At 46.0% G+C, this 18,250-nt stretch carries 22 protein-coding genes; 18 read left to right on the top strand and 4 right to left on the bottom strand.

Annotated features, from left to right (window positions below; genetic code table 11):
- Positions 1-133: 133 nt before the first annotated feature.
- Entirely contained in the window at positions 134-400 is a 267-nt protein-coding gene (locus tag V1501_RS14160) for a YqkE family protein (protein ID WP_409289095.1), read from the top strand.
- A gap of 584 nt (positions 401-984) precedes the next feature.
- On the opposite strand, the gene V1501_RS14155 is transcribed toward V1501_RS14160, so the two are convergent.
- Together V1501_RS14155 and mciZ are read right to left on the bottom strand one after the other, a co-directional pair.
- The gene (locus tag V1501_RS14155) at positions 985-1,905 is read right to left on the bottom strand and encodes an aldo/keto reductase (RefSeq protein ID WP_409289093.1); all 921 of its coding nucleotides are present in this window, start codon (positions 1,903-1,905) and stop codon (positions 985-987) included.
- Between the two features lie 104 nt (positions 1,906-2,009).
- Entirely contained in the window at positions 2,010-2,174 is a 165-nt protein-coding gene (gene mciZ / locus V1501_RS14150) for a Z-ring formation inhibitor MciZ (RefSeq protein ID WP_409289091.1), read from the bottom strand.
- A 73-nt stretch (positions 2,175-2,247) separates the two neighbouring features.
- On the opposite strand from mciZ, the gene V1501_RS14145 reads away from it, so the two are divergent.
- Both V1501_RS14145 and V1501_RS14140 read left to right on the top strand, forming a co-directional pair.
- The gene (locus V1501_RS14145; RefSeq protein WP_409289089.1) at positions 2,248-2,802 is read left to right on the top strand and encodes an NUDIX domain-containing protein; all 555 of its coding nucleotides are present in this window, start codon (positions 2,248-2,250) and stop codon (positions 2,800-2,802) included.
- Positions 2,799-3,965, top strand: a complete 1,167-nt coding sequence (locus V1501_RS14140) for an endonuclease Q family protein (RefSeq protein ID WP_409289087.1) — start codon at positions 2,799-2,801, stop codon at positions 3,963-3,965. Before V1501_RS14145 ends, V1501_RS14140 begins: the two co-directional genes overlap by 4 nt.
- A 45-nt stretch (positions 3,966-4,010) precedes the next feature.
- On the opposite strand, the gene V1501_RS14135 is transcribed toward V1501_RS14140, so the two are convergent.
- The gene (locus V1501_RS14135; protein ID WP_409289086.1) at positions 4,011-4,574 is read right to left on the bottom strand and encodes a GNAT family N-acetyltransferase; all 564 of its coding nucleotides are present in this window, start codon (positions 4,572-4,574) and stop codon (positions 4,011-4,013) included.
- 138 nt (positions 4,575-4,712) lie between these two features.
- Between V1501_RS14135 and spoIIM the strand changes: the two genes are divergently transcribed.
- The 15 genes from spoIIM (at position 4,713) to lysA (ending at position 17,188) form a co-directional block, all read left to right on the top strand.
- Positions 4,713-5,366 (top strand): stage II sporulation protein M, encoded by a 654-nt coding sequence (spoIIM, locus tag V1501_RS14130; RefSeq protein ID WP_409289084.1) that lies wholly within the window; start codon positions 4,713-4,715, stop codon positions 5,364-5,366.
- Positions 5,367-5,481: 115 nt separating this feature from the next.
- Positions 5,482-5,964, top strand: coding sequence for a Fur family transcriptional regulator (locus V1501_RS14125; protein ID WP_409289083.1), 483 nt, complete (start codon positions 5,482-5,484; stop codon positions 5,962-5,964).
- A gap of 127 nt (positions 5,965-6,091) precedes the next feature.
- Positions 6,092-6,319: a YqzK family protein gene (locus V1501_RS14120; RefSeq protein WP_409289082.1), complete on the top strand. Its 228-nt coding sequence runs from the start codon at positions 6,092-6,094 to the stop codon at positions 6,317-6,319.
- A gap of 5 nt (positions 6,320-6,324) precedes the next feature.
- On the top strand, positions 6,325-7,215 hold the full coding sequence (xerD, locus tag V1501_RS14115; protein WP_409289080.1) for a site-specific tyrosine recombinase XerD: 891 nt from the start codon (positions 6,325-6,327) through the stop codon (positions 7,213-7,215).
- A gap of 256 nt (positions 7,216-7,471) precedes the next feature.
- Positions 7,472-8,671, top strand: coding sequence for a phosphopentomutase (deoB, locus tag V1501_RS14110; protein ID WP_409289078.1), 1,200 nt, complete (start codon positions 7,472-7,474; stop codon positions 8,669-8,671).
- Positions 8,672-8,673: 2 nt separating this feature from the next.
- On the top strand, positions 8,674-9,489 hold the full coding sequence (locus V1501_RS14105) for a purine-nucleoside phosphorylase (protein WP_409289077.1): 816 nt from the start codon (positions 8,674-8,676) through the stop codon (positions 9,487-9,489).
- Between the two features lie 39 nt (positions 9,490-9,528).
- Positions 9,529-10,833 carry a pyrimidine-nucleoside phosphorylase gene (locus tag V1501_RS14100; protein ID WP_409289075.1) on the top strand — a complete coding sequence of 435 codons (1,305 nt, stop codon included), beginning with the start codon at positions 9,529-9,531 and terminating at the stop codon, positions 10,831-10,833.
- Positions 10,834-10,984: 151 nt separating this feature from the next.
- On the top strand, positions 10,985-12,151 hold the full coding sequence (locus V1501_RS14095) for a D-alanyl-D-alanine carboxypeptidase family protein (RefSeq protein WP_409289074.1): 1,167 nt from the start codon (positions 10,985-10,987) through the stop codon (positions 12,149-12,151).
- Between the two features lie 132 nt (positions 12,152-12,283).
- Positions 12,284-12,634: an anti-sigma F factor antagonist gene (spoIIAA, locus tag V1501_RS14090; protein ID WP_409289073.1), complete on the top strand. Its 351-nt coding sequence runs from the start codon at positions 12,284-12,286 to the stop codon at positions 12,632-12,634.
- Positions 12,635-13,075 (top strand): anti-sigma F factor, encoded by a 441-nt coding sequence (gene spoIIAB / locus V1501_RS14085; RefSeq protein WP_409289071.1) that lies wholly within the window; start codon positions 12,635-12,637, stop codon positions 13,073-13,075. It abuts the gene before it with no gap.
- 11 nt (positions 13,076-13,086) lie between these two features.
- Complete coding sequence (sigF, locus tag V1501_RS14080; protein ID WP_409289069.1) at positions 13,087-13,845, top strand: RNA polymerase sporulation sigma factor SigF; 759 nt, start codon at positions 13,087-13,089, stop codon at positions 13,843-13,845.
- A gap of 117 nt (positions 13,846-13,962) precedes the next feature.
- Positions 13,963-14,577 (top strand): stage V sporulation protein AA, encoded by a 615-nt coding sequence (locus V1501_RS14075; RefSeq protein ID WP_409289067.1) that lies wholly within the window; start codon positions 13,963-13,965, stop codon positions 14,575-14,577.
- On the top strand, positions 14,574-14,996 hold the full coding sequence (locus V1501_RS14070; protein ID WP_409289066.1) for a stage V sporulation protein AB: 423 nt from the start codon (positions 14,574-14,576) through the stop codon (positions 14,994-14,996). Before V1501_RS14075 ends, V1501_RS14070 begins: the two co-directional genes overlap by 4 nt.
- 21 nt (positions 14,997-15,017) lie before the next feature.
- Positions 15,018-15,638, top strand: coding sequence for a stage V sporulation protein AE (locus V1501_RS14065; protein WP_409289065.1), 621 nt, complete (start codon positions 15,018-15,020; stop codon positions 15,636-15,638).
- A gap of 230 nt (positions 15,639-15,868) precedes the next feature.
- The gene (gene lysA, locus V1501_RS14060; RefSeq protein WP_409289064.1) at positions 15,869-17,188 is read left to right on the top strand and encodes a diaminopimelate decarboxylase; all 1,320 of its coding nucleotides are present in this window, start codon (positions 15,869-15,871) and stop codon (positions 17,186-17,188) included.
- 80 nt (positions 17,189-17,268) lie between these two features.
- On the opposite strand, the gene V1501_RS14055 is transcribed toward lysA, so the two are convergent.
- Positions 17,269-18,141 carry a DUF1002 domain-containing protein gene (locus tag V1501_RS14055; RefSeq protein WP_409289062.1) on the bottom strand — a complete coding sequence of 291 codons (873 nt, stop codon included), beginning with the start codon at positions 18,139-18,141 and terminating at the stop codon, positions 17,269-17,271.
- Between the last annotated feature and the right edge of the window lie 109 nt (positions 18,142-18,250).

Genomic DNA, 18,250 nt, shown 5'->3' with positions numbered 1-18,250 from the left:
CCTCCTGGATAATGAAATTGGATGAACAAAATAATTTTACCACAAAATGGCGGATGAAAAGGCGGCTGCGGGGCTTCTGATAATATCGGAAGCGAAAAGCATGGTACAATGGGGAAGTAAGGGAGGCATAATCATGAAGAAGAGAAAAACACAAAACCAGGCCCATGCCAGGAGTCACCGAAAGGAAACGGACACAGGCCAGCTCACACTGGGTGATATGATTAAAGGCGATATGCTGTCAAAGCTAAAAGAAACACATAGTGAGCTTGAAAAGGAGAAGCAGGCAGCCCTATTAAAGGAAGAAGAACGCAAGCGGGAAGAAAGGAAGCAGCGTGAGAAAAACAAGAGCTTTGAAGAGCTGCTGAATGAAAGCAGTACGGATTGGCGGAAGTTTAAATAATAGGAAGAACCGGCACCAGCTTTGTTGGTGCATTTTTTGTGCCTGGAAAATGTGTGTGCAGGCTGTTCAGCATAAGAGCTGTCCAAGCTGCAAAGAAAAAAGAAGCTGTTCCGGAATTTTGGTACAGCTTCTTCTTAAACCTCTTGTTCCGAGCAGCAAAGTGAAAAAATGACATTAGTGATAGCGCAGAATTGCTCAAGGAGTTAAAAGTATATATCTTTATATAATTTCTTTTATTTTTTGCTCGTTTTTGATGTTTTTTCGCTTTTAAATCCTTTTTTTAAAAATAAGCAACTGATTTTTACAGCAGAGAAGCATCCGCACAACGTTGGGCGCTCCTTACTCGCCGAAATGAAACCTTTACTATCCGAAAAATTAATTTACTCGCCATATTGGCTGGTTTACTAGCCGGAAATGGCTATTACTCGCTGATATTGAATTTTACTAGCCAAACCGGAGCATTTACTCGCCGTTCAGATATTGGAGCTTCCCTCCGCCAGGTGCAAGGTCAAAAGACACGGCACAGCCCGGGAAATCGGCCATTTTCCCGGGCTGTGTATTTGGATCTATAAGCCTAATATTATTCAGCGGTGTTCGCGATAGATTTCAGCCTTGCTGATGGCTTTGATTCCGCGCAATTCAGCTTCATTCAATGGTCTGCTGTTAGCGGCGCTTATGTTCTGCTCCAGCTGTTGTGCAGAGCTTGCACCAGGTATGCAGGCAGCGACGGCTGGGTGGGCCAGGACATATTGCAGGGCAACTTCATTCATGGAACGCCCTTCAAAGAGACCGTTCAATTCACGGAGCGCCGTTTCCAATTCCTCGAAGCTGTAATAGAGGTACCCATCTTTCTTAATCTTGCCGGATGCTTTATCAAGCATTTTATCAGTCAGCAGCCCTTTGGCAACAGGGCCGCGGGCAATGATGCTGACTCCCTGCTTTTCAAAGTCCGGCATTAGTTCCTCAGGGCGCCGGTCGAGGATGCTGTATTGCATCATGTTGGAAGTTAGGCCTTTGGCGTTCTTTAAAAATTTCTCAATAACATTGGGCCTGATGGAGGAGATTCCATAATAGCGGATATAGCCCTCCCGAGCGAGTTCCTCAAAGGCCTCGATCGTTTCCTCAGCCGGGTCTTCAATCGTCCCGCCATGCAGCTGGTATAAATCAATGTAATCGGTCTGGAGACGGCGGAGGCTGTCTTTAACAGCTGACTTGATGTAAGCCTTGGACGGGTCCCAGCCCCAGCCGTCCCTGCTTTCGTTCCAGCGGTTGCCGACCTTGGTAGCTATGATTACTTTATCCCGGACGGACTTCAGTGCCTTTCCTACAAATTCCTCGTTTTGGCCGCCATCATAAAGGTCGGCTGTGTCGAAATAGTTGATGCCCGCATCAAGTGCAGTGCCAATGATCTTTTCAGCATTTTCATATTGATTTCCAAGCGACATGCAGCCAAGACCGATCTTGCTGACATATAGCTCTGAGTTTCCTAACCTGCGTGTTTCCATAGATATCCGCCCCTTTTAATAGCAGTCATACATATGTATTTACCCAATATTTTATGCTTCAGTATGAAAATGCACAAATAATTGGGCGGATGCACGAAGTGAGTTTACTTGATCAGCCTGAGCCCGGGCTTCGGGCGGGCACTGCCCTGAACGGAAGAAATCCAGTCTGCCAAAGTGGCATGCTGAGCGGCGTATTCGGCAAGCTTCCGGCGGATTTCCCACGACTTGCCAGCCAGTGTGATACTTTTGTTTGTAACATAAACCTTCATTGGACAACCTCCTAAACCAGTTATGGTAAAATGTATGAACAAGGCAAATGCGATTAGAACTGGGAGTGTACTGATGAAGAACTTAGAAGAAAAAACCTTAGGGACCAAAGAAATATTTTCCGGCAGGGTTATTTCGCTTCAAGTAGATGAAGTAGAACTGCCAAACGGCAGGACGAGCACCAGGGAAATTGTTAAACATCCCGGCGCAGTAGCTATTATTGCCATAACTGCAGAAAATAAAATTGTCCTGGTGGAACAGTACCGCAAAGCGATGGACCGGATCCTTGTCGAGATTCCAGCCGGGAAGCTGGAGCCGGGTGAAGATCCGCTTGCAACGGCTGTCCGCGAACTTGAGGAGGAGACTGGCTATGAGTGTGAACATATGGATTATTTAACAGCCTTCTACACTTCACCTGGATTTGCGGATGAAATTGTCCATGTCTATTTAGCCGCCGGACTGCAGAAGAAAGAAAATGCAGCGGCGCTGGATGAGGATGAATTCGTAGAGGTACTGGAGCTGACACTTGAAGAGATGATTCTGTACATGAAGGAACAGAGGATATACGATGCCAAGACAGTATATGCAGTGCAATATTTACAGCTTAAGGAGGCAGCGCTGAAGCAATGAATAAGTATTTTGCAGACCTGCACATTCATATAGGAAGAACAAGGGCAGGCAGGGCTGTCAAAATCACGGGGGCCAGGACCCTGACTTTACCGAATATACTGGAAACAGCTGCCTGTACGAAGGGGCTGGATATTATCGGAATCATCGATGCACATTCACCGGGTGTACTGGAAGAATTGGAGGAAATGACAGCAGCGGGCAGTCTTGAATCCATTTCCGGCGGCGGCCTGAAGTACCGGGACCTGTTGCTGATACCGGGAACGGAGATTGAAATATATGACGAGAACTGCAGGGGGCCGATACATATATTGGCTTACTTCCCGGATCTTAGATCAATCAGAGAATTTTCAGGATGGATGGAAAAGCATCAGAAAAATATTCATTTAAGCTCACAGCGCATCTATGTGAATGCTGTCATTCTGCAGCAGAAGGTGAAAGAGCTGGGAGGGCTGTTCATCCCGGCCCATATCTTCACCCCCTTCAAGAGCCTGTTCGGCCGGGGAGTCCGAGTGAGTCTTCAGGAGGTATTTGACCCAGATCTAATAGATGGGGTAGAACTTGGACTGAGCTCGGATACAGCCATGGCCCAGGGAATAAAGGAATTGGAGCCCTATACATTTTTAACGAATTCCGATGCCCATTCACTTGGGAAAATAGCAAGGGAATACCAGGCACTAAGGTTATTGCGGGGGAGCTTTGAGGAGCTGTCCCTGGCACTGAAGGAGCAGGACGGCCGGGGAGTAGCGGTGAACTACGGACTGAATCCGCTGCTTGGAAAATATCATGACACAGTCTGTGCCAAATGCCATGCCAAAAAGACTGGTAATGAAGCTGTCTGCACCGAATGCCAAAGTTCTTCTTTCATTAAAGGAGTCTCGCAGAGGATTGAAGAAATAAAGAGCTTTTTCCCCAGCCCATCCCCCAGGAAGAGGCCGCCTTATATTCACCAGGTACCGCTGGAGTTCATTCCAGGGCTCGGTCCGAGGATGATGGAAAGGCTCCTTACGGCATTTGGTACCGAAATGGGAATCCTGCATGACGCCAGTCTTGCTGACCTGAAAGATACCGTACCTTACAGGATAGCAGAGTATATCGATCTGGCGAGGAAGGGCGGCCTCAACATAGAATCAGGCGGTGGAGGAACTTACGGTAAGGTCAAATAGAATGGTGAATTAGAAAGGACAGAAGCGGCGCTTCTGTCCTTTGCGTTATTTTACAGTCTTTGCGAACACGCAAGTATCCCTGGCATTGAGGCCGTCCGCGCTCAAGGAGTCATTCTTCAGGACGCCTTCGAGCTGAAAGCCGAGTTTTTCAGGAATTCTTCGGCTGGCAGCATTTTCAGGGTCACATCGTATTTCCACCCGTTTTGCACTGAAGTATTCAAAGGCAAAGAATGTCAAGCCTTTGACAGCCTCAGTCATATATCCCTTTTTAGCCCAGCGGGAATCAATCCAATAGCCAATCTCGAACTTGGGAATATCCCAGTTCATTCTATGTAAGCCGGTGCTGCCGATGAATCGGTCATCTTCTCTCCTGTATATGTGCAGGCGGATATCTTCCCTGGCAATAAACTTGGCGTAAGACCTCCGGACACTTTCTTCTGACTCTTCACGCGTCATGGGGTTCCGGGCAAAAGGAAGCCATGGGGCAAGCTCTCCCCTGGAAGCTTCCACCGCTTCAAAAACTGCAACTCCGTCCCCTGGCTGGCAGGGCCGCATATAGAGCCTTTCTGTTTCAATCCTTTCAGGGAAATCTAGTAAAACGGCGTTCATAGACAGTCACACTCCAATACGGTAAATTGCTAGAAATTATACCACAGCATACGCTCTTTTTATATATTTTTTCCCAGCGAGTAATAAGAGAGACTTCTCTTCCATACAATTTACTAAGAATATCGGGGGGAAGATATAATGAAGAAAAAATCTATGATAACATTCACTCTACTAAAACATGTTAAAGAGCATTCTTCACTCTATTTATTCATCACCATCTTGTTTCTTATGGGAGTCATATTCGGGGCCATCATCGTAAACAGCTTGAACTTGAATCAGAAGGATGACCTCTTCTATTATCTCTCGCAATTTTTCGGACAGGTTAAACAGGGAAGGATTGACCACTCGGAAGGGATGTACTGGCAGACGGTCAATCACAATGTCAAGTATATCGGGCTTATCTGGATATTGGGCATTTCAATCATCGGCCTGCCGATCATTCTGGTTCTATTGTTCCTAAAAGGGATGGTGGTCGGATTCACCGTCGGGTTTTTAGTGAATCAGATGGGCTTTAACGGGTTTTTACTGGCATTTGTTTCTATATTTCCACAAAACATATTCATAGTTCCGGTATTCATCCTGATAACAGCTATGGCACTCTCACTGTCCATAAAAATTATCAGGAGGCTGTTTATGAAACAGCTGAGGGATCCGCTGAAACCGGTCATTATTAAGTACTTTCTGTCCTTCACCTGTGCGGTGGCTGTCCTGCTTGCGGCGGGAGCGATTGAAACCTATCTGTCGCCGCAGCTCATGAAAAATGTGGTAAGCCTGGTGGGGAATGAAAAATAGATTTAAATTATAATAATTCTAAATAATTGAAGAGCTTATTTATAATAATTATATTTTGACACTCCCCTTTCATTTGATATAATAAAAAAGACAGCGGCGAGGGAGGGGAAAAGCTATGGAAAGCAGGATTGAACGAATAAAAAAACTGTTGCACTCGTCCAGTTATAAATTAACACCTCAAAGAGAAGCTACCGTCCGGGTTTTGCTTGAAAACGAAGAGGATCATTTAAGTGCAGAAGATGTATACCTCCTAGTGAAAGAAAAATCGCCAGAGATCGGATTAGCCACCGTATACCGTACACTGGAACTATTAACTGAGCTTAAAATTGTCGATAAAATAAATTTTGGTGATGGAGTTTCCCGCTATGATCTGAGGCAGGAAGGGGCTGCCCACTTCCATCATCATTTAGTATGCATAGAATGCGGTGCCGTTGATGAGATACAGGAAGACCTCCTCGAAGACGTTGAGGAAGTGGTAGAACGCAATTGGAATTTCAAAATCAAGGACCACAGGTTAACCTTCCACGGTATCTGCCATAGATGCCAGGCGAAGCATGAAAATAAAGATGACAGTACACCAGCCATAAACCTTACATAAGCCTTTTCCTGACATGGAAAAGGTTTTTCGCATCCGCATAAGCCAAAAGGTTCAGCCTCCATTTCATGTATAAAATTCAGCTCCCTGGGCATAGATTGAATTAGCTGAATAAATGGAGGGTTGTCCTATGAAATACTCAGTCGATTTACTTTTCAATACGGCAAAGGTATTTTTATTATTTGTCAGTTTCACTGTCCTTTTTTATTTTGGGATGGTGTGGCTGAATCAGGAATATGAGAATTATCATCGCTATGATGAACCTAAAGGGACGGCTGTCAAAGTGTCGGGCTCTGTCCATTATGAGGGAGGGGGATGGATGGACCGGCTGCTGCTGTTCTATAAGAATGGAGAGTAAAAAGCATGCAGGACCAGATAAAAGATTTTCTTCATTTCCTGACTGTAGAAAAAGGCCTGTCTAAGAATACGACAGTCTCCTATGAACGGGACCTCAAATCTTATATGAAGTACTTAGTAAATGTTGAACAGATTGGGGATTGGAATGACTGTCAGCGCGCCAATATTGTCCACTTTCTCTCATTCCTGAAAGGACAGGGAAAATCGTCGAAAACATTGGCCCGCCATGTAGCTTCCATTCGTTCCTTCCATCAGTTCCTGCTGCGTGAAAAAGTGTCGGGTCATGACCCTTCCGTCCATATAGAGAGCCCCCAGCTTGAAAGAAGCCTCCCCAAGGTCTTGAGCATGGAAGAGGTGGAGGCACTGCTTGGGGCACCGGAAACCAATTCCCCCCTGGGCCTCAGGGACAAGGCAATGCTTGAGGTCTTGTACGCGACAGGTATGCGTGTCAGTGAGCTTATATCGCTTGAACTGACAGATGTACACACAGATATGGGGTTTGTCCGCTGCGTCGGAAAGGGCAGCAAGGAAAGGATCATTCCAATTGGACAGGCTGCCCTGTCGGCTATTGAGGATTATCTGAATAAGGGCAGGGATGCCCTTATGAAAAAAAACCGGAATGATTTCCTGTTCCTTAATCATCACGGCAACAGGCTGACACGGCAGGGCTACTGGAAAATCCTCAAGAAACTGGCAGAGGAAGCCAGGATTGAAAAAGAACTGACTCCGCATACACTCAGGCATTCATTCGCCACCCATCTGCTCATGAACGGCGCAGATTTAAGGGCAGTCCAGGAAATGCTTGGACATGCGGATATTTCGACCACCCAGATATACACCCATGTTACAAATGTGAGATTAAAAGAGGTATATACCAAATTCCATCCGAGGGCATGACTTCCTCCGGATAAGCGGCCATTTGAAAATGGCTGCTTTTTTTCGTGGTCTGGCAGGTTTTTGAGAACAGTAATCGAACAAATAAAGAATATGGGAAAAGTTTTTAAATAGATTTTCATTGTGATAAACAGTCACCTTCGTATAAAATGAGGTTGTCAGACTTCTGACGAATACATAAATGAATCCGGTTAATTTATGAACATGCGGGTAACATAACAGTATTTACGCTTATCATCAATAGTTGGAGGAGAAATATATGGAGAAGAGTAAACGCTTTAATAGGGTCTTTCTGATCGTAATGGATTCTGTGGGAATCGGGGAAGCACCTGATGCAGCTGAATTTGGCGACGAAGGCGCCGATACGATCGGGCATATAGCGGAACGGATGGATGGTCTCCGCATGCCGGTAATGGGACGCATGGGACTGGCCAATATCCGGCCGATTAAAGGAATAGATGCAGCCCAAACACCGCTGGCTTACTATGGGAAAATGCAGGAAGCTTCTAACGGAAAAGATACAATGACTGGACACTGGGAGATCATGGGCCTCAATATACAAACTCCATTCCAGGTGTTTCCTGACGGCTTTCCCGACAGTCTGATTCAGGAGCTTGAGAAGAGGACAGGAAGAAAAATAATCGGGAATAAGCCTGCCAGCGGAACAGAGATCCTGGATGAGCTGGGCAGGGAGCATATGGAAACAGGGGCGCTGATTGTTTATACATCTGCGGATTCCGTACTTCAGATTGCTGCACATGAAGAAATTGTACCGCTAGAGGAGCTTTATAATATTTGTAAAATAGCCCGTGAAATGACGATGAATGATGAATTTATGATTGGAAGAATTATTGCAAGGCCGTTTATTGGTGAAGCAGGCAGCTTTAAAAGAACGCCGAACCGCCATGACTATGCCCTTAAGCCATTTGGCCGTACAGTGATGAATGAATTGAAGGATGCCGGCCTTGATGTCATCTCGATCGGGAAGATCTCGGATATTTATGACGGCGAGGGAATCACCGATTCCTTGCGGACCACTTCCAATATGGATGGAATGGACAAGCTGAACCAGACCCTCGATATGGATTTCACAGGGATAAGCTTTTTAAATCTGGTTGACTTTGATGCTGCTTTCGGCCATAGAAGGGATCCGATCGGCTATGGGGAAGCACTTCAGGAATTTGATGTAAGACTTGAGGAAGTGCTTGATAAGCTGAAGGAAGACGACTTATTGATCATTACTGCTGATCACGGGAACGACCCGGTCCATCACGGAACAGACCATACACGGGAGTTCGTGCCATTGATTGTATATTCCAGCCAGTTTGAGGCTGGAAGGGAACTGCCGCTTCGAACCACCTTCGCCGATATTGGTGCTTCGATTGCAGACAACTTCGGGGTAAGTATGCCGGAGCATGGAACTAGCTTCATGGAAGAATTAATGGGGAAGGTGGAATAATCATGTATGAGAAAATTAGTCAGGCAGCAGATTATTTAAAGGAGAGAATTTCAGGCACACCTGAAATCGGCTTGATACTTGGTTCCGGGCTTGGCGTCCTGGCAGATGAGATTGAAGATGCCGTGAAAATTCCTTATGGGGAAATTCCTAACTTCCCGGTTTCTACCGTGGAAGGGCATGCAGGTCAGCTGGTCTCTGGCACACTTTCCGGAAAAAAGGTCATCGCCATGCAGGGCAGGTTCCACTTTTATGAGGGCTATGACATGGGACAGGTGACGTTCCCTGTCAGAGTCATGAAGCTGCTTGGTGTAGACAAAATGATTGTGACAAATGCTGCCGGCGGGGTGAATCAAGACCTGAGTGCCGGAGATTTAATGATAATAACGGATCATATCAATTTCACCGGGACAAGTCCGCTGATTGGCACTAATGATGCCAGATTTGGGGCGAGATTCCCTGATATGTCTGAAGCCTATTCCAAGGAATATCAGGAAGTCGCTAAGAAGGCAGCTGAATCACTGAATATACCAATCAAAGAAGGGGTCTACCTTGGGTTGTCAGGACCAGCTTATGAAACTCCCGCCGAAGTACGGATGGTAAGGACGCTCGGCGGAGATGCTGTCGGTATGTCTACGGTCCCTGAAGTCATCATTGCACGCCATTCAGGCATATCGGTTCTGGGGATTTCCTGCATAACGAATATGGCTGCCGGCATCCTGAATCAGCCGCTTTCGCATGATGAAGTGATTGAAACGACAGAGAAAGTAAAAGCTGAATTTCTGAGCCTGATTAAAACAATAGTAAAAGAATTGTCATAATTGTTGTTCAAGAGAAAATAAATTGAAGCGGTGATAATCATGAGAATGGTAGACTTAATTGAGAAAAAGAGAAACGGTGAAGAGCTTTCAAATGAGGAAATAAAGTTCATCATAAAGGGATACACGGATGGATCAATTCCGGATTATCAAATGAGTGCTTTAGCCATGGCGATTTATTTCAAGGACATGACCGGGCAGGAGCGTGCCGACCTCACGATGGCCATGGTTGAATCAGGCGATCAAATAGACCTGGCGGAAATTAAGGGAGTCAAGGTGGATAAGCACAGCACAGGGGGTGTAGGAGATACAACCACCCTGGTGCTTGGCCCTCTTGTAGCCGCACTGGGCGTGCCAGTGGCCAAAATGTCCGGACGAGGCCTCGGACATACTGGCGGAACGATCGACAAGCTTGAAGCTGTAGCCGGTTTCCACGTAGAAATTGAAAATAAGGAATTCATTGAACTTGTCAATAAAAATTCAATCGCAGTTATCGGGCAGAGCGGCAATCTTACTCCTGCTGACAAAAAGTTATATGCACTCCGCGATGTAACCGCCACAGTTGACAGCATCCCGTTGATTGCCAGCTCCATCATGAGCAAGAAGATTGCGGCCGGAGCGGACGCCATCGTACTTGATGTTAAGACGGGTGCCGGAGCCTTCATGAAAACAATTGAAGATTCCAGGGCACTTGCCGGCGCCATGGTCGGAATCGGCAATAACGTCGGCCGCAAAACAATGGCGGTCATATCAGATATGAGCCAGCCGCTTGGCTTTGCCATCGGTAATGCGCTTGAAGTGAAAGAAGCGATTGATACCTTGAAAGGTGAAGGTCCTGAAGATTTAACAGAACTATGCCTTGCGCTGGGAAGCCACATGGTGCTTCTTGCCGGTAAGGCAGATACCCTTGAAGATGCACGGAATCAATTGAGCGCAGCCATGAAGGATGGTTCTGCACTTGAAACCTTCAAGACATTCCTTGCTTCACAGGGAGGAGACGCTTCTGTTGTAGATAATCCGGACAAACTTCCGCAGGCGGACTTCAAAATTGAAGTGGCTGCAGAGGAAGATGGATATGTTTCCGAGATGACCGCTGATGAAATCGGTACGGCAGCCATGCTGCTTGGTGCCGGGAGAGCGACTAAGGAATCAGAGATCGACCTGGCAGTGGGCCTTATGCTTAATAAAAAAATTGGTGACCAGGTGAAAAAGGGAGATTCACTTGTTACCATTTTCAGCAATACAGAAGATGTTGAGAAAGTAAAAGAAATTTTGATTGAAAACATCAAGCTTTCAGCGGATCCAGTACCTAAGCCAACCTTGATTTACGAAGAAATTACCCAATAACCTGTCAACACTGGCGTAAGTGCCAGAAAAGCCCGCTCTTCAAACGAAGAGCGGCTTTTTTATTTCCCGGGCATTCTGTATAAAACGGCGGGAAATGGACAAAATGATGGCTGTTAGTAAACTTTGGAAGAAGATCTAGGAGGGTTTCTCAATGAGACGGCTGTTGACAGTGACAATATTATTCTTTGTATCACTAGGGTTCGGCCTGCCGCAGGCATTAGCGGAAGGTTCCACAGAGGAGCTTGCGAAGAATGCGAAGTCTGCTATTTTGATTGAGCGTGATACCGGCAGGATTCTATATAACAAGGACGCACATGTAAAACTGCCACCTGCAAGCATGACAAAAATCATGACCATGCTGCTGATTATGGAATCCATAGATAAAGGAAAACTGGGACTGAAAGAGAAGGTCAGGACAAGTGATTATGCCGCTTCTATGGGTGGGTCCCAGATATTCCTGGAACCAGGAGAAGAAATGACGGCAGAACAGATGCTGAAGGGCATTGCCATCGGCTCTGGAAATGATGCAGCGGTCGCCATGGCAGAGAGAGTGGCCGGCTCAGAGGAAGCGTTTGTCAAGATGATGAATGCGAAGGCAAAGGAATTAGGGCTTAAGCATACTCAATTTCAGAATACAACGGGACTGCCTGAACAAGGGCACTACAGCACCGCCTATGATATGGCCATGATGGCAAAAGAGCTTCTTAAATATGATTCCAAAATAACTAGATTTACAGGCACATACGAGGATTACCTGCGTGAAGATACTGATAAAAAATTCTGGCTTGTTAATACAAACCGCCTGGTTAAGTTCTACCCGGGGGTAGACGGTTTAAAAACCGGTTTCACGCATGAAGCCAAATACTGCCTGACAGCCACGGCCAAGAAAAACAATATGCGTGTTATTGCCGTGATCTTTGGCGCTCCTACACCAAAAGAACGAAATGCACAGATCACCAATATGCTTGATTACGCTTTTGCCCATTACCAGACCCATCCTCTCTACAAGCGCGGCGATAAGCTTACAGAAGCACCAGTCAGCAAAGGGAGCAGGAATACTGTCGCCGGTGTTACAGGTGAGCCTATCTCTGTCTTAGCCAAAAAAGGCGAATCAAAAAAAGGGATAACCAAGAAAATCGTCATGGATGAAAATCTCAAAGCTCCGGTTAAAAAAGGGGACCGGATCGGCACCCTGCTTATCCAGAAGGACGGAAGGACCGTCTCCAGATCTTCTGTGGTCGCTGCTTCGACAATTGACAAGGCAGGCTGGTGGAAGAGCTTTAAGCGGTCATTCGGTATGTTTACGCGTACTGAATAGAGCTCCCTGTCTAAAAATAGAGTTTCAAGGCTAATTCAGATGAATGAACACTAGTTTTGTCGCCCTTGAAGGAATACAGGAGTGAAACCTAGAATTGACTCACTATAAGACAGAGAAGGAGGCTGTAATATAGTGAGTCTTTTTATGAACCTGGAAATAAAAGATGAAATCCTGTGCATCAGACTTAGCGGCGAGCTGGATCATCACTCGGCTGAAGAGCTTAGGGAAAAGGCATCTGCCGTGATAGTGGAAAAGAATATAAAGCACATTATTATGAACCTCGAAGAATTATCTTTCATGGATAGTTCGGGCCTTGGTGTGGTCATGGGGCGGTATAAGCAAATCAAGCAAAAACAAGGTGAAATGATCGTCTGTGCCATTTCCCCGCCTGTAAAGCGGCTTTTTGAAATGTCCGGGTTGTTTAAGATTATAAAACTGGAGCTATCAGAAGAAAATGCTTTACAAAGACTGGGGGTTGCTTAGATGAAAAATGAAATGAGCCTGCAATTTTCTGCGCTTAGCCAGAATGAATCCTTTGCACGTGTAGCGGTGGCTTCATTCATCGCCCAGCTCGATCCCACACTTGATGAGCTGACTGAAATTAAGACAGTTGTATCAGAGGCTGTGACCAATTCCATCATTCACGGATATGAAAATGATCCGTCGGGGTTGGTGTACATTTCAGTAACGATAGATGAAGACAGTGTGGAGCTGACCATAAGGGACGAAGGGCTCGGGATTGATGATGTGGAGGAGGCAAGGCAGCCCCTGTTCACAACAAAGCCGGATCTCGAACGCTCGGGCATGGGCTTTACCATCATGGAAAACTTTATGGATGAAATAAAAGTCATTTCTCATAGGGGCGAGGGAACCATAATCAGATTGAAAAAGCAATTATTGAAAAGTAATGCTTTTTGCAATTAAGGAGACTTGCTATGGATGTGGAGGTCAAAAAAGATAAAGGCAGGGTGCATTTAAAGGACGAGGATGTACGGGACTTGATCAAGCGCAGCCAGGATGGGGACCAGGGAGCAAGAGAGTTGATTGTCCAGAGTAATTTAAGGCTGGTATGGTCCGTCGTTCAGAGATTTCTGAATAGGGGCTATGAACCGGATGACCTGTATCAGATCGGCTGTATCGGCCTCCTTAAATCGGTGGATAAGTTTGATTTAACCTATGAAGTGAAGTTTTCGACGTATGCAGTCCCCATGATCATCGGGGAGATCCAAAGGTTTATCAGGGATGACGGCACGGTTAAAGTCAGCAGGTCACTAAAAGAAATGGCCAATAAAATACGCCGGGCAAAAGATGAGATTTCAAAGACAATCGGAAGGGTGCCTTCTGTCAATGAACTGGCTGAGCATCTCGGGCTCACCCCGGAGGAAGTGATCATGGCCCAGGAAGCAAGCAGGTCACCCTCGTCCATTCACGAAACCGTCTTCGAAAATGACGGAGATCCCATCACCCTGTTAGATCAAATTGCTGATTCAAATGAAAACAAATGGTTTGATAAGCTTGCCCTGAAGGAAGCGATACTTGAGCTTGATGAGCGGGAAAGGCTGATTGTGTACCTTAGATATTACAAGGATCAGACACAGTCAGAGGTCGCCCTGAGGCTGGGCATTTCGCAGGTGCAGGTCTCCAGGCTTGAGAAGAAAATCTTAAAAGAAATGAAGGTCCGCATGGATGAATAATCATCTCCATGCGGATTTTTCTATTCCAATTTATGGTCTTCTCAGCTCCATAGTATGTTCTTCCCAAAGGCATCCATACTATATGATACGTATTCAAAATTTTAGGATGTGGCAGAAATGGAAAACATCATCTATGTCCGGATGCGCCATCGGGTAGAAGTAAAAGGCTTAAATGAAATAAAAGCGAAAGACATCTGTATTTTGATAGGGTCCCAAGTATGGATCCAGAAGCTTGGGGAAACGGTGGTCCATACCATTACTAAGGCAGAGCATAATCTGATCATCATAGATTCTGCGCAGCTGATCGAAAGGCTGCTTGCCGAAAATCCTGGAATTGAGATTCAGACGATTGGCCCTTCGCAGACCATCATTGAAGTGATTTCCAAAGAAAAAAGCCATTCGGCTGGTCTGTTTGTCATAGTATGGATCATTCTATTCGTTGGTGCAGCCATGGCTATCATGAACTTCCATGAAGATGTCAGCATGCAGGCTGTCCACCAGAAATTATACCGGCTGATAAGCGGAAAAAGCATACGGAAGCCGTTAATCATGCAGATCCCCTATTCAATTGGCCTTGGAGCAGGAATGATTATATTTTTCAATCATTTTTTTAAGAAAAAATTCAATGAAGAGCCGAGCCCCCTTGAGGTAGAGATATTTAATTACCAGCAGGATTTAGATCGTTATGTAATTATGCATGAAAACAGAGAGAATATAAAACACCTTAAATGATGATCGAATTAGTGGCCGTACTCCTGGTCGGGCTTGCAGGGGGGCTGGCAGTCGGTTCAGGGTTTGTAGCTTTTTTGACAGTTCTGGGGATAGTTCCGCGCCTTACCCAGCTGACAAAAACCAAGCATAAAATAAGACAGTACGAATGGGCAGTCATATTGGGTGCCGTGGCAGGCGGATGGCTCAGCCTGCGGGAACCCATATTGCATGCAGCGCCTTTTATTTTGATGCCAATTGGACTTGCAAGCGGAATATTCAATGGTATGCTGGCTGCAGCCTTGACTGAAGTACTGAATGTACTTCCTATTCTTTCAAAGCGGATCGGCGTGCAGGAGAAGATTGTATACCTGATGATGGCGATTGTACTTGGGAAAGTTCTGGGTTCGCTTTTTCAGTGGATCTTTTATGTGGATTTATAAAAAGCGGAGGGATATCACCCTATGGGAGAAAAACGCAGGATTATCATCATAACGGATGGAGACGAATATGCTAAGCGGGCCGTCGAAAGGGTTGCCCGGGATATTGGCGGCAGATGCATATCACTCTCATACGGGAATCCAACCATGCTCACGGGTCCTGATTTGCTCCAGTTGATTAAGATGGCCCCATACGATCCCGTGCTTATCATGGTGGATGACAGCGGCCTGGTGGGTGAAGGCCTTGGTGAAGCCGCATTGAAATATATTGCGAAGCATCATGAAGTTGAAGTGCTTGGAGCGATAGCCGTCGCATCTAATACGAGGCAGAATGAGTGGACAAGGATTTCTTTCTCCATAGACAGGGAAGGGGCCCTGACTCCTTATGGAGTGGATAAGAATGGCATCCCGGATACAGAAATCGGCAGACTGCATGGTGATACGGTCTATTGCTTAGATTCTCTCAATATTCCGGTTGTCATTGGCATTGGTGATATAGGGAAAATGGATGGAAGGGATTCTAGTGAAAAAGGATCACCCATTACCAGGAAGGCGGTCGAGCTGATTCTTGAGAGAAGCGGTTTTAACTTGTCGCTGTATGATCATTCTATCATTGAGGACATGAGCGGTCCCAGCGACTCGTGACTCTTCAGAATTTTTCGTCTTGAAGGAAACCGCATAGTATGGTAATTTAGGTTTAGTCTTTTACTGGGCTAAAGCAGAAAAAAGTCCATTTATCGTGTGCGGAACCTTATATCTGGTACAAGGATATGATAAAGAAAAAAGGGGTGCTCCCTTTCATTTGGATTACGGGCCTCCAGCCCTTTTTAATATGGAAGATAAGCTGCCTCGTGGTGACTGGAAAGGATGAGAAGATGCATTTTTATGGTACCAGCAGAGTAAATGAACATCAATCATTAGAAATTGGCGGGGCAGATACATTGGAATTAGTGTCGAAATACGGTTCCCCCCTTTATGTATATGACGTAGCGCTGATCAGGGAAAGAGCTAGGGGCTTCAAAGAAACCTTTGAAAAGATGGGAGTTTCCTCCCAGGTTGCATATGCCAGCAAAGCCTTTTCTTCTATAGCCATGATTCAGCTTATTGAAGAAGAAGGACTGTCCCTTGACGTAGTATCAGCGGGAGAACTATACACAGCAATCGCTGCTGGTTTCCCCCGGGAACGGATTCATTTCCATGGAAATAATAAGAGCGTCGACGAGATAAAGATGGCACTCCGTGAGGACATCGGCTGTATTGTCGTTGATAATTTCTCAGAGTTATATATACTGGACGAGATTTGCAGAGAGCTAGATAAAAAAGCAAAAATTTTATTGCGGGTTACTCCGGGAATAGAAGCCCATACGCACGATTATATCCTTACGGGGCAGGAGGATTCAAAGTTTGGCTTTGACTTGATGAATGGACAGGCTGAGGAAGCCCTTGCCTTCAGCATCCAATCCGCATCGTACGATGTACTGGGCATCCATTGTCACATCGGTTCGCAAATCTTTGAAACAACCGGTTTTATCCTTGCTGCACGGAAGATCATTGAGCAGATGAAGAAATGGCATCAAGAGCTGGATTATCAGCCTAAGGTCCTGAACCTTGGCGGAGGCTTCGGCATCCGCTATACGGGTGAGGATGAACCACTTCCTGCCTCCGTCTATGTTGAAAAGATTGTGGCGGAAGTCAAAGAGCAGATCGCGGATTCCAGCCTTGATATGCCTGAGATCTGGATTGAGCCCGGACGTTCGCTTGTTGGGGATGCAGGCACCACACTTTATGAGCTTGGCTCCACCAAGGAAGTGCCGAATATCCGCAAATATCTTGCAATTGATGGAGGGATGAGCGATAACATCAGGCCTGCTCTGTATGATGCAAAGTACGAAGCGGTTATTGCCAACAGGCCGCTTGATAAGACTGAAGAAGTAGTATCGATTGCAGGTAAATGCTGTGAGAGCGGTGATATGCTCATCTGGGACCTTCCGCTGCCGAGGGCTGAGCGCGGGGAAATCCTGGCTGTGTTCTGTACAGGGGCATATGGCTATTCCATGGCAAACAACTATAACCGCATTCCAAGGCCGGCTGTGGTATTTGTGGAGGACGGCAGGGATCAGCTCGTCATAGAAAGAGAAAGCCTGGAGGATTTGATCAAACATGACAGGCCCTTACAGCAGAAGGCTGTCAAATAAAAACAGGCCCGGCCGGGATTTGGCCGGGCTGTTTTAAAATCCCGGCAATGGAAAAAGCAGCGGCATCCCGCTGCTTCTAATCAAGCAAATAGTGATTTTATGGCATCTATCAAACTGATAAAAAATGCTTTGAGTTTGTCCAGAAAGGACTGGCCTTCCTCTGATTTTAAATAGTTGGACACGGCATCCTTGGCCTTATCCAGTTCATTGCCGACCTTGTTCCAGTCGATATTCAGGTCGACCAGTTTTTTGAACAGATCAATCAGGCTTTGAAGCTGCTGTTCAGACAGGTTAATGCCGAGATCCGCAGCTGCCTTTTCAATGGCGGCTCTGATGTCAGCTTCTGACTGGGGCGGATTTTTTGCCATTTCTTCTTTGATTTTAGTCATCAAGTCGGCTGCTTTTTCTTTTCCGACCTGATCTCCAAGCTTTGCCGTTTTGACCATTTCTTCGTTGGCTGCCTGCTTTACATCCTCAGGTATCGTTTTATCGGCACTGATTTCATAAGCCTTGATCAGCCCGGTCAGGGCTGCGGTGCCGGATACTTCAAAGGGGGCAGTTACCTTGATATTGGCATCCTTGACGCCGGCTGTGATAAGAGCGTTTAGATACATATCCTTCGTGACCCAGGTAATATTCTTCGTTTCAACGTTGAGTCCGTCCCCTTTTTTTCCAAGCGTTATGGATGAGGAAGACAGGGCCTTTGTGCCGATTAACCTTGAAGAAATGTAATTTCCAAGATATTTGTGTTCCTCCTGGTTCGATACGGTAATGATGTCTGTGTCCTTCGGCGCATCCAGCTCAGCCAGGAGCATGTTCTTTTGCTCTTCTGTAAGGTCTTCACCGAGGGTAATGATCTTCTCGCCGGGCGCAGCGTCTGCCAGTGCTGTCACCGGTGACAGTGCCAGCAGAAAGAGCAGCACCGCCGCCCATTTAATATATTTAGTTTTCATTATTGACCTCCTCGTACAATTAGACGACAGCAATCAGGAAAAGATGCACATGTTAAAAAATCACTCTTCTAGTAGACTACCAATTCCTGAAAAAATCAACAAAAAAGTT

This window comes from Paraperibacillus esterisolvens (assembly GCF_046237625.1).
GTDB lineage: Bacteria > Bacillota > Bacilli > Bacillales > DSM-1321 > Paraperibacillus > Paraperibacillus esterisolvens.
Note: the sequence above shows the minus strand (reverse complement) of the source record. Positions and strands in the feature narration are given on the sequence as shown.

Bases quoted from the DNA above. Each gene is read 5' to 3' on its own strand.
- lysA (WP_409289064.1), top strand. From the start codon at position 15,869: ATGCATTTTTATGGTACCAGCAGAGTAAATGAACATCAATCATTAGAA.
- V1501_RS14055 (WP_409289062.1), bottom strand. From the start codon at position 18,141: ATGAAAACTAAATATATTAAATGGGCGGCGGTGCTGCTCTTTCTGCTG.
- V1501_RS14120 (WP_409289082.1), top strand. From the start codon at position 6,092: ATGAAATACTCAGTCGATTTACTTTTCAATACGGCAAAGGTATTTTTA.
- V1501_RS14105 (WP_409289077.1), top strand. From the start codon at position 8,674: ATGTATGAGAAAATTAGTCAGGCAGCAGATTATTTAAAGGAGAGAATT.
- sigF (WP_409289069.1), top strand. From the start codon at position 13,087: ATGGATGTGGAGGTCAAAAAAGATAAAGGCAGGGTGCATTTAAAGGAC.
- V1501_RS14145 (WP_409289089.1), top strand. From the start codon at position 2,248: ATGAAGAACTTAGAAGAAAAAACCTTAGGGACCAAAGAAATATTTTCC.
- V1501_RS14135 (WP_409289086.1), bottom strand. From the start codon at position 4,574: ATGAACGCCGTTTTACTAGATTTCCCTGAAAGGATTGAAACAGAAAGG.
- V1501_RS14070 (WP_409289066.1), top strand. From the start codon at position 14,574: ATGATGATCGAATTAGTGGCCGTACTCCTGGTCGGGCTTGCAGGGGGG.
- mciZ (WP_409289091.1), bottom strand. From the start codon at position 2,174: ATGAAGGTTTATGTTACAAACAAAAGTATCACACTGGCTGGCAAGTCG.
- V1501_RS14155 (WP_409289093.1), bottom strand. From the start codon at position 1,905: ATGGAAACACGCAGGTTAGGAAACTCAGAGCTATATGTCAGCAAGATC.
- V1501_RS14065 (WP_409289065.1), top strand. From the start codon at position 15,018: ATGGGAGAAAAACGCAGGATTATCATCATAACGGATGGAGACGAATAT.
- xerD (WP_409289080.1), top strand. From the start codon at position 6,325: ATGCAGGACCAGATAAAAGATTTTCTTCATTTCCTGACTGTAGAAAAA.
- V1501_RS14160 (WP_409289095.1), top strand. From the start codon at position 134: ATGAAGAAGAGAAAAACACAAAACCAGGCCCATGCCAGGAGTCACCGA.
- spoIIM (WP_409289084.1), top strand. From the start codon at position 4,713: ATGAAGAAAAAATCTATGATAACATTCACTCTACTAAAACATGTTAAA.
- V1501_RS14095 (WP_409289074.1), top strand. From the start codon at position 10,985: ATGAGACGGCTGTTGACAGTGACAATATTATTCTTTGTATCACTAGGG.
- V1501_RS14125 (WP_409289083.1), top strand. From the start codon at position 5,482: ATGGAAAGCAGGATTGAACGAATAAAAAAACTGTTGCACTCGTCCAGT.
- deoB (WP_409289078.1), top strand. From the start codon at position 7,472: ATGGAGAAGAGTAAACGCTTTAATAGGGTCTTTCTGATCGTAATGGAT.
- spoIIAB (WP_409289071.1), top strand. From the start codon at position 12,635: ATGAAAAATGAAATGAGCCTGCAATTTTCTGCGCTTAGCCAGAATGAA.
- V1501_RS14075 (WP_409289067.1), top strand. From the start codon at position 13,963: ATGGAAAACATCATCTATGTCCGGATGCGCCATCGGGTAGAAGTAAAA.
- V1501_RS14100 (WP_409289075.1), top strand. From the start codon at position 9,529: ATGAGAATGGTAGACTTAATTGAGAAAAAGAGAAACGGTGAAGAGCTT.
- V1501_RS14140 (WP_409289087.1), top strand. From the start codon at position 2,799: ATGAATAAGTATTTTGCAGACCTGCACATTCATATAGGAAGAACAAGG.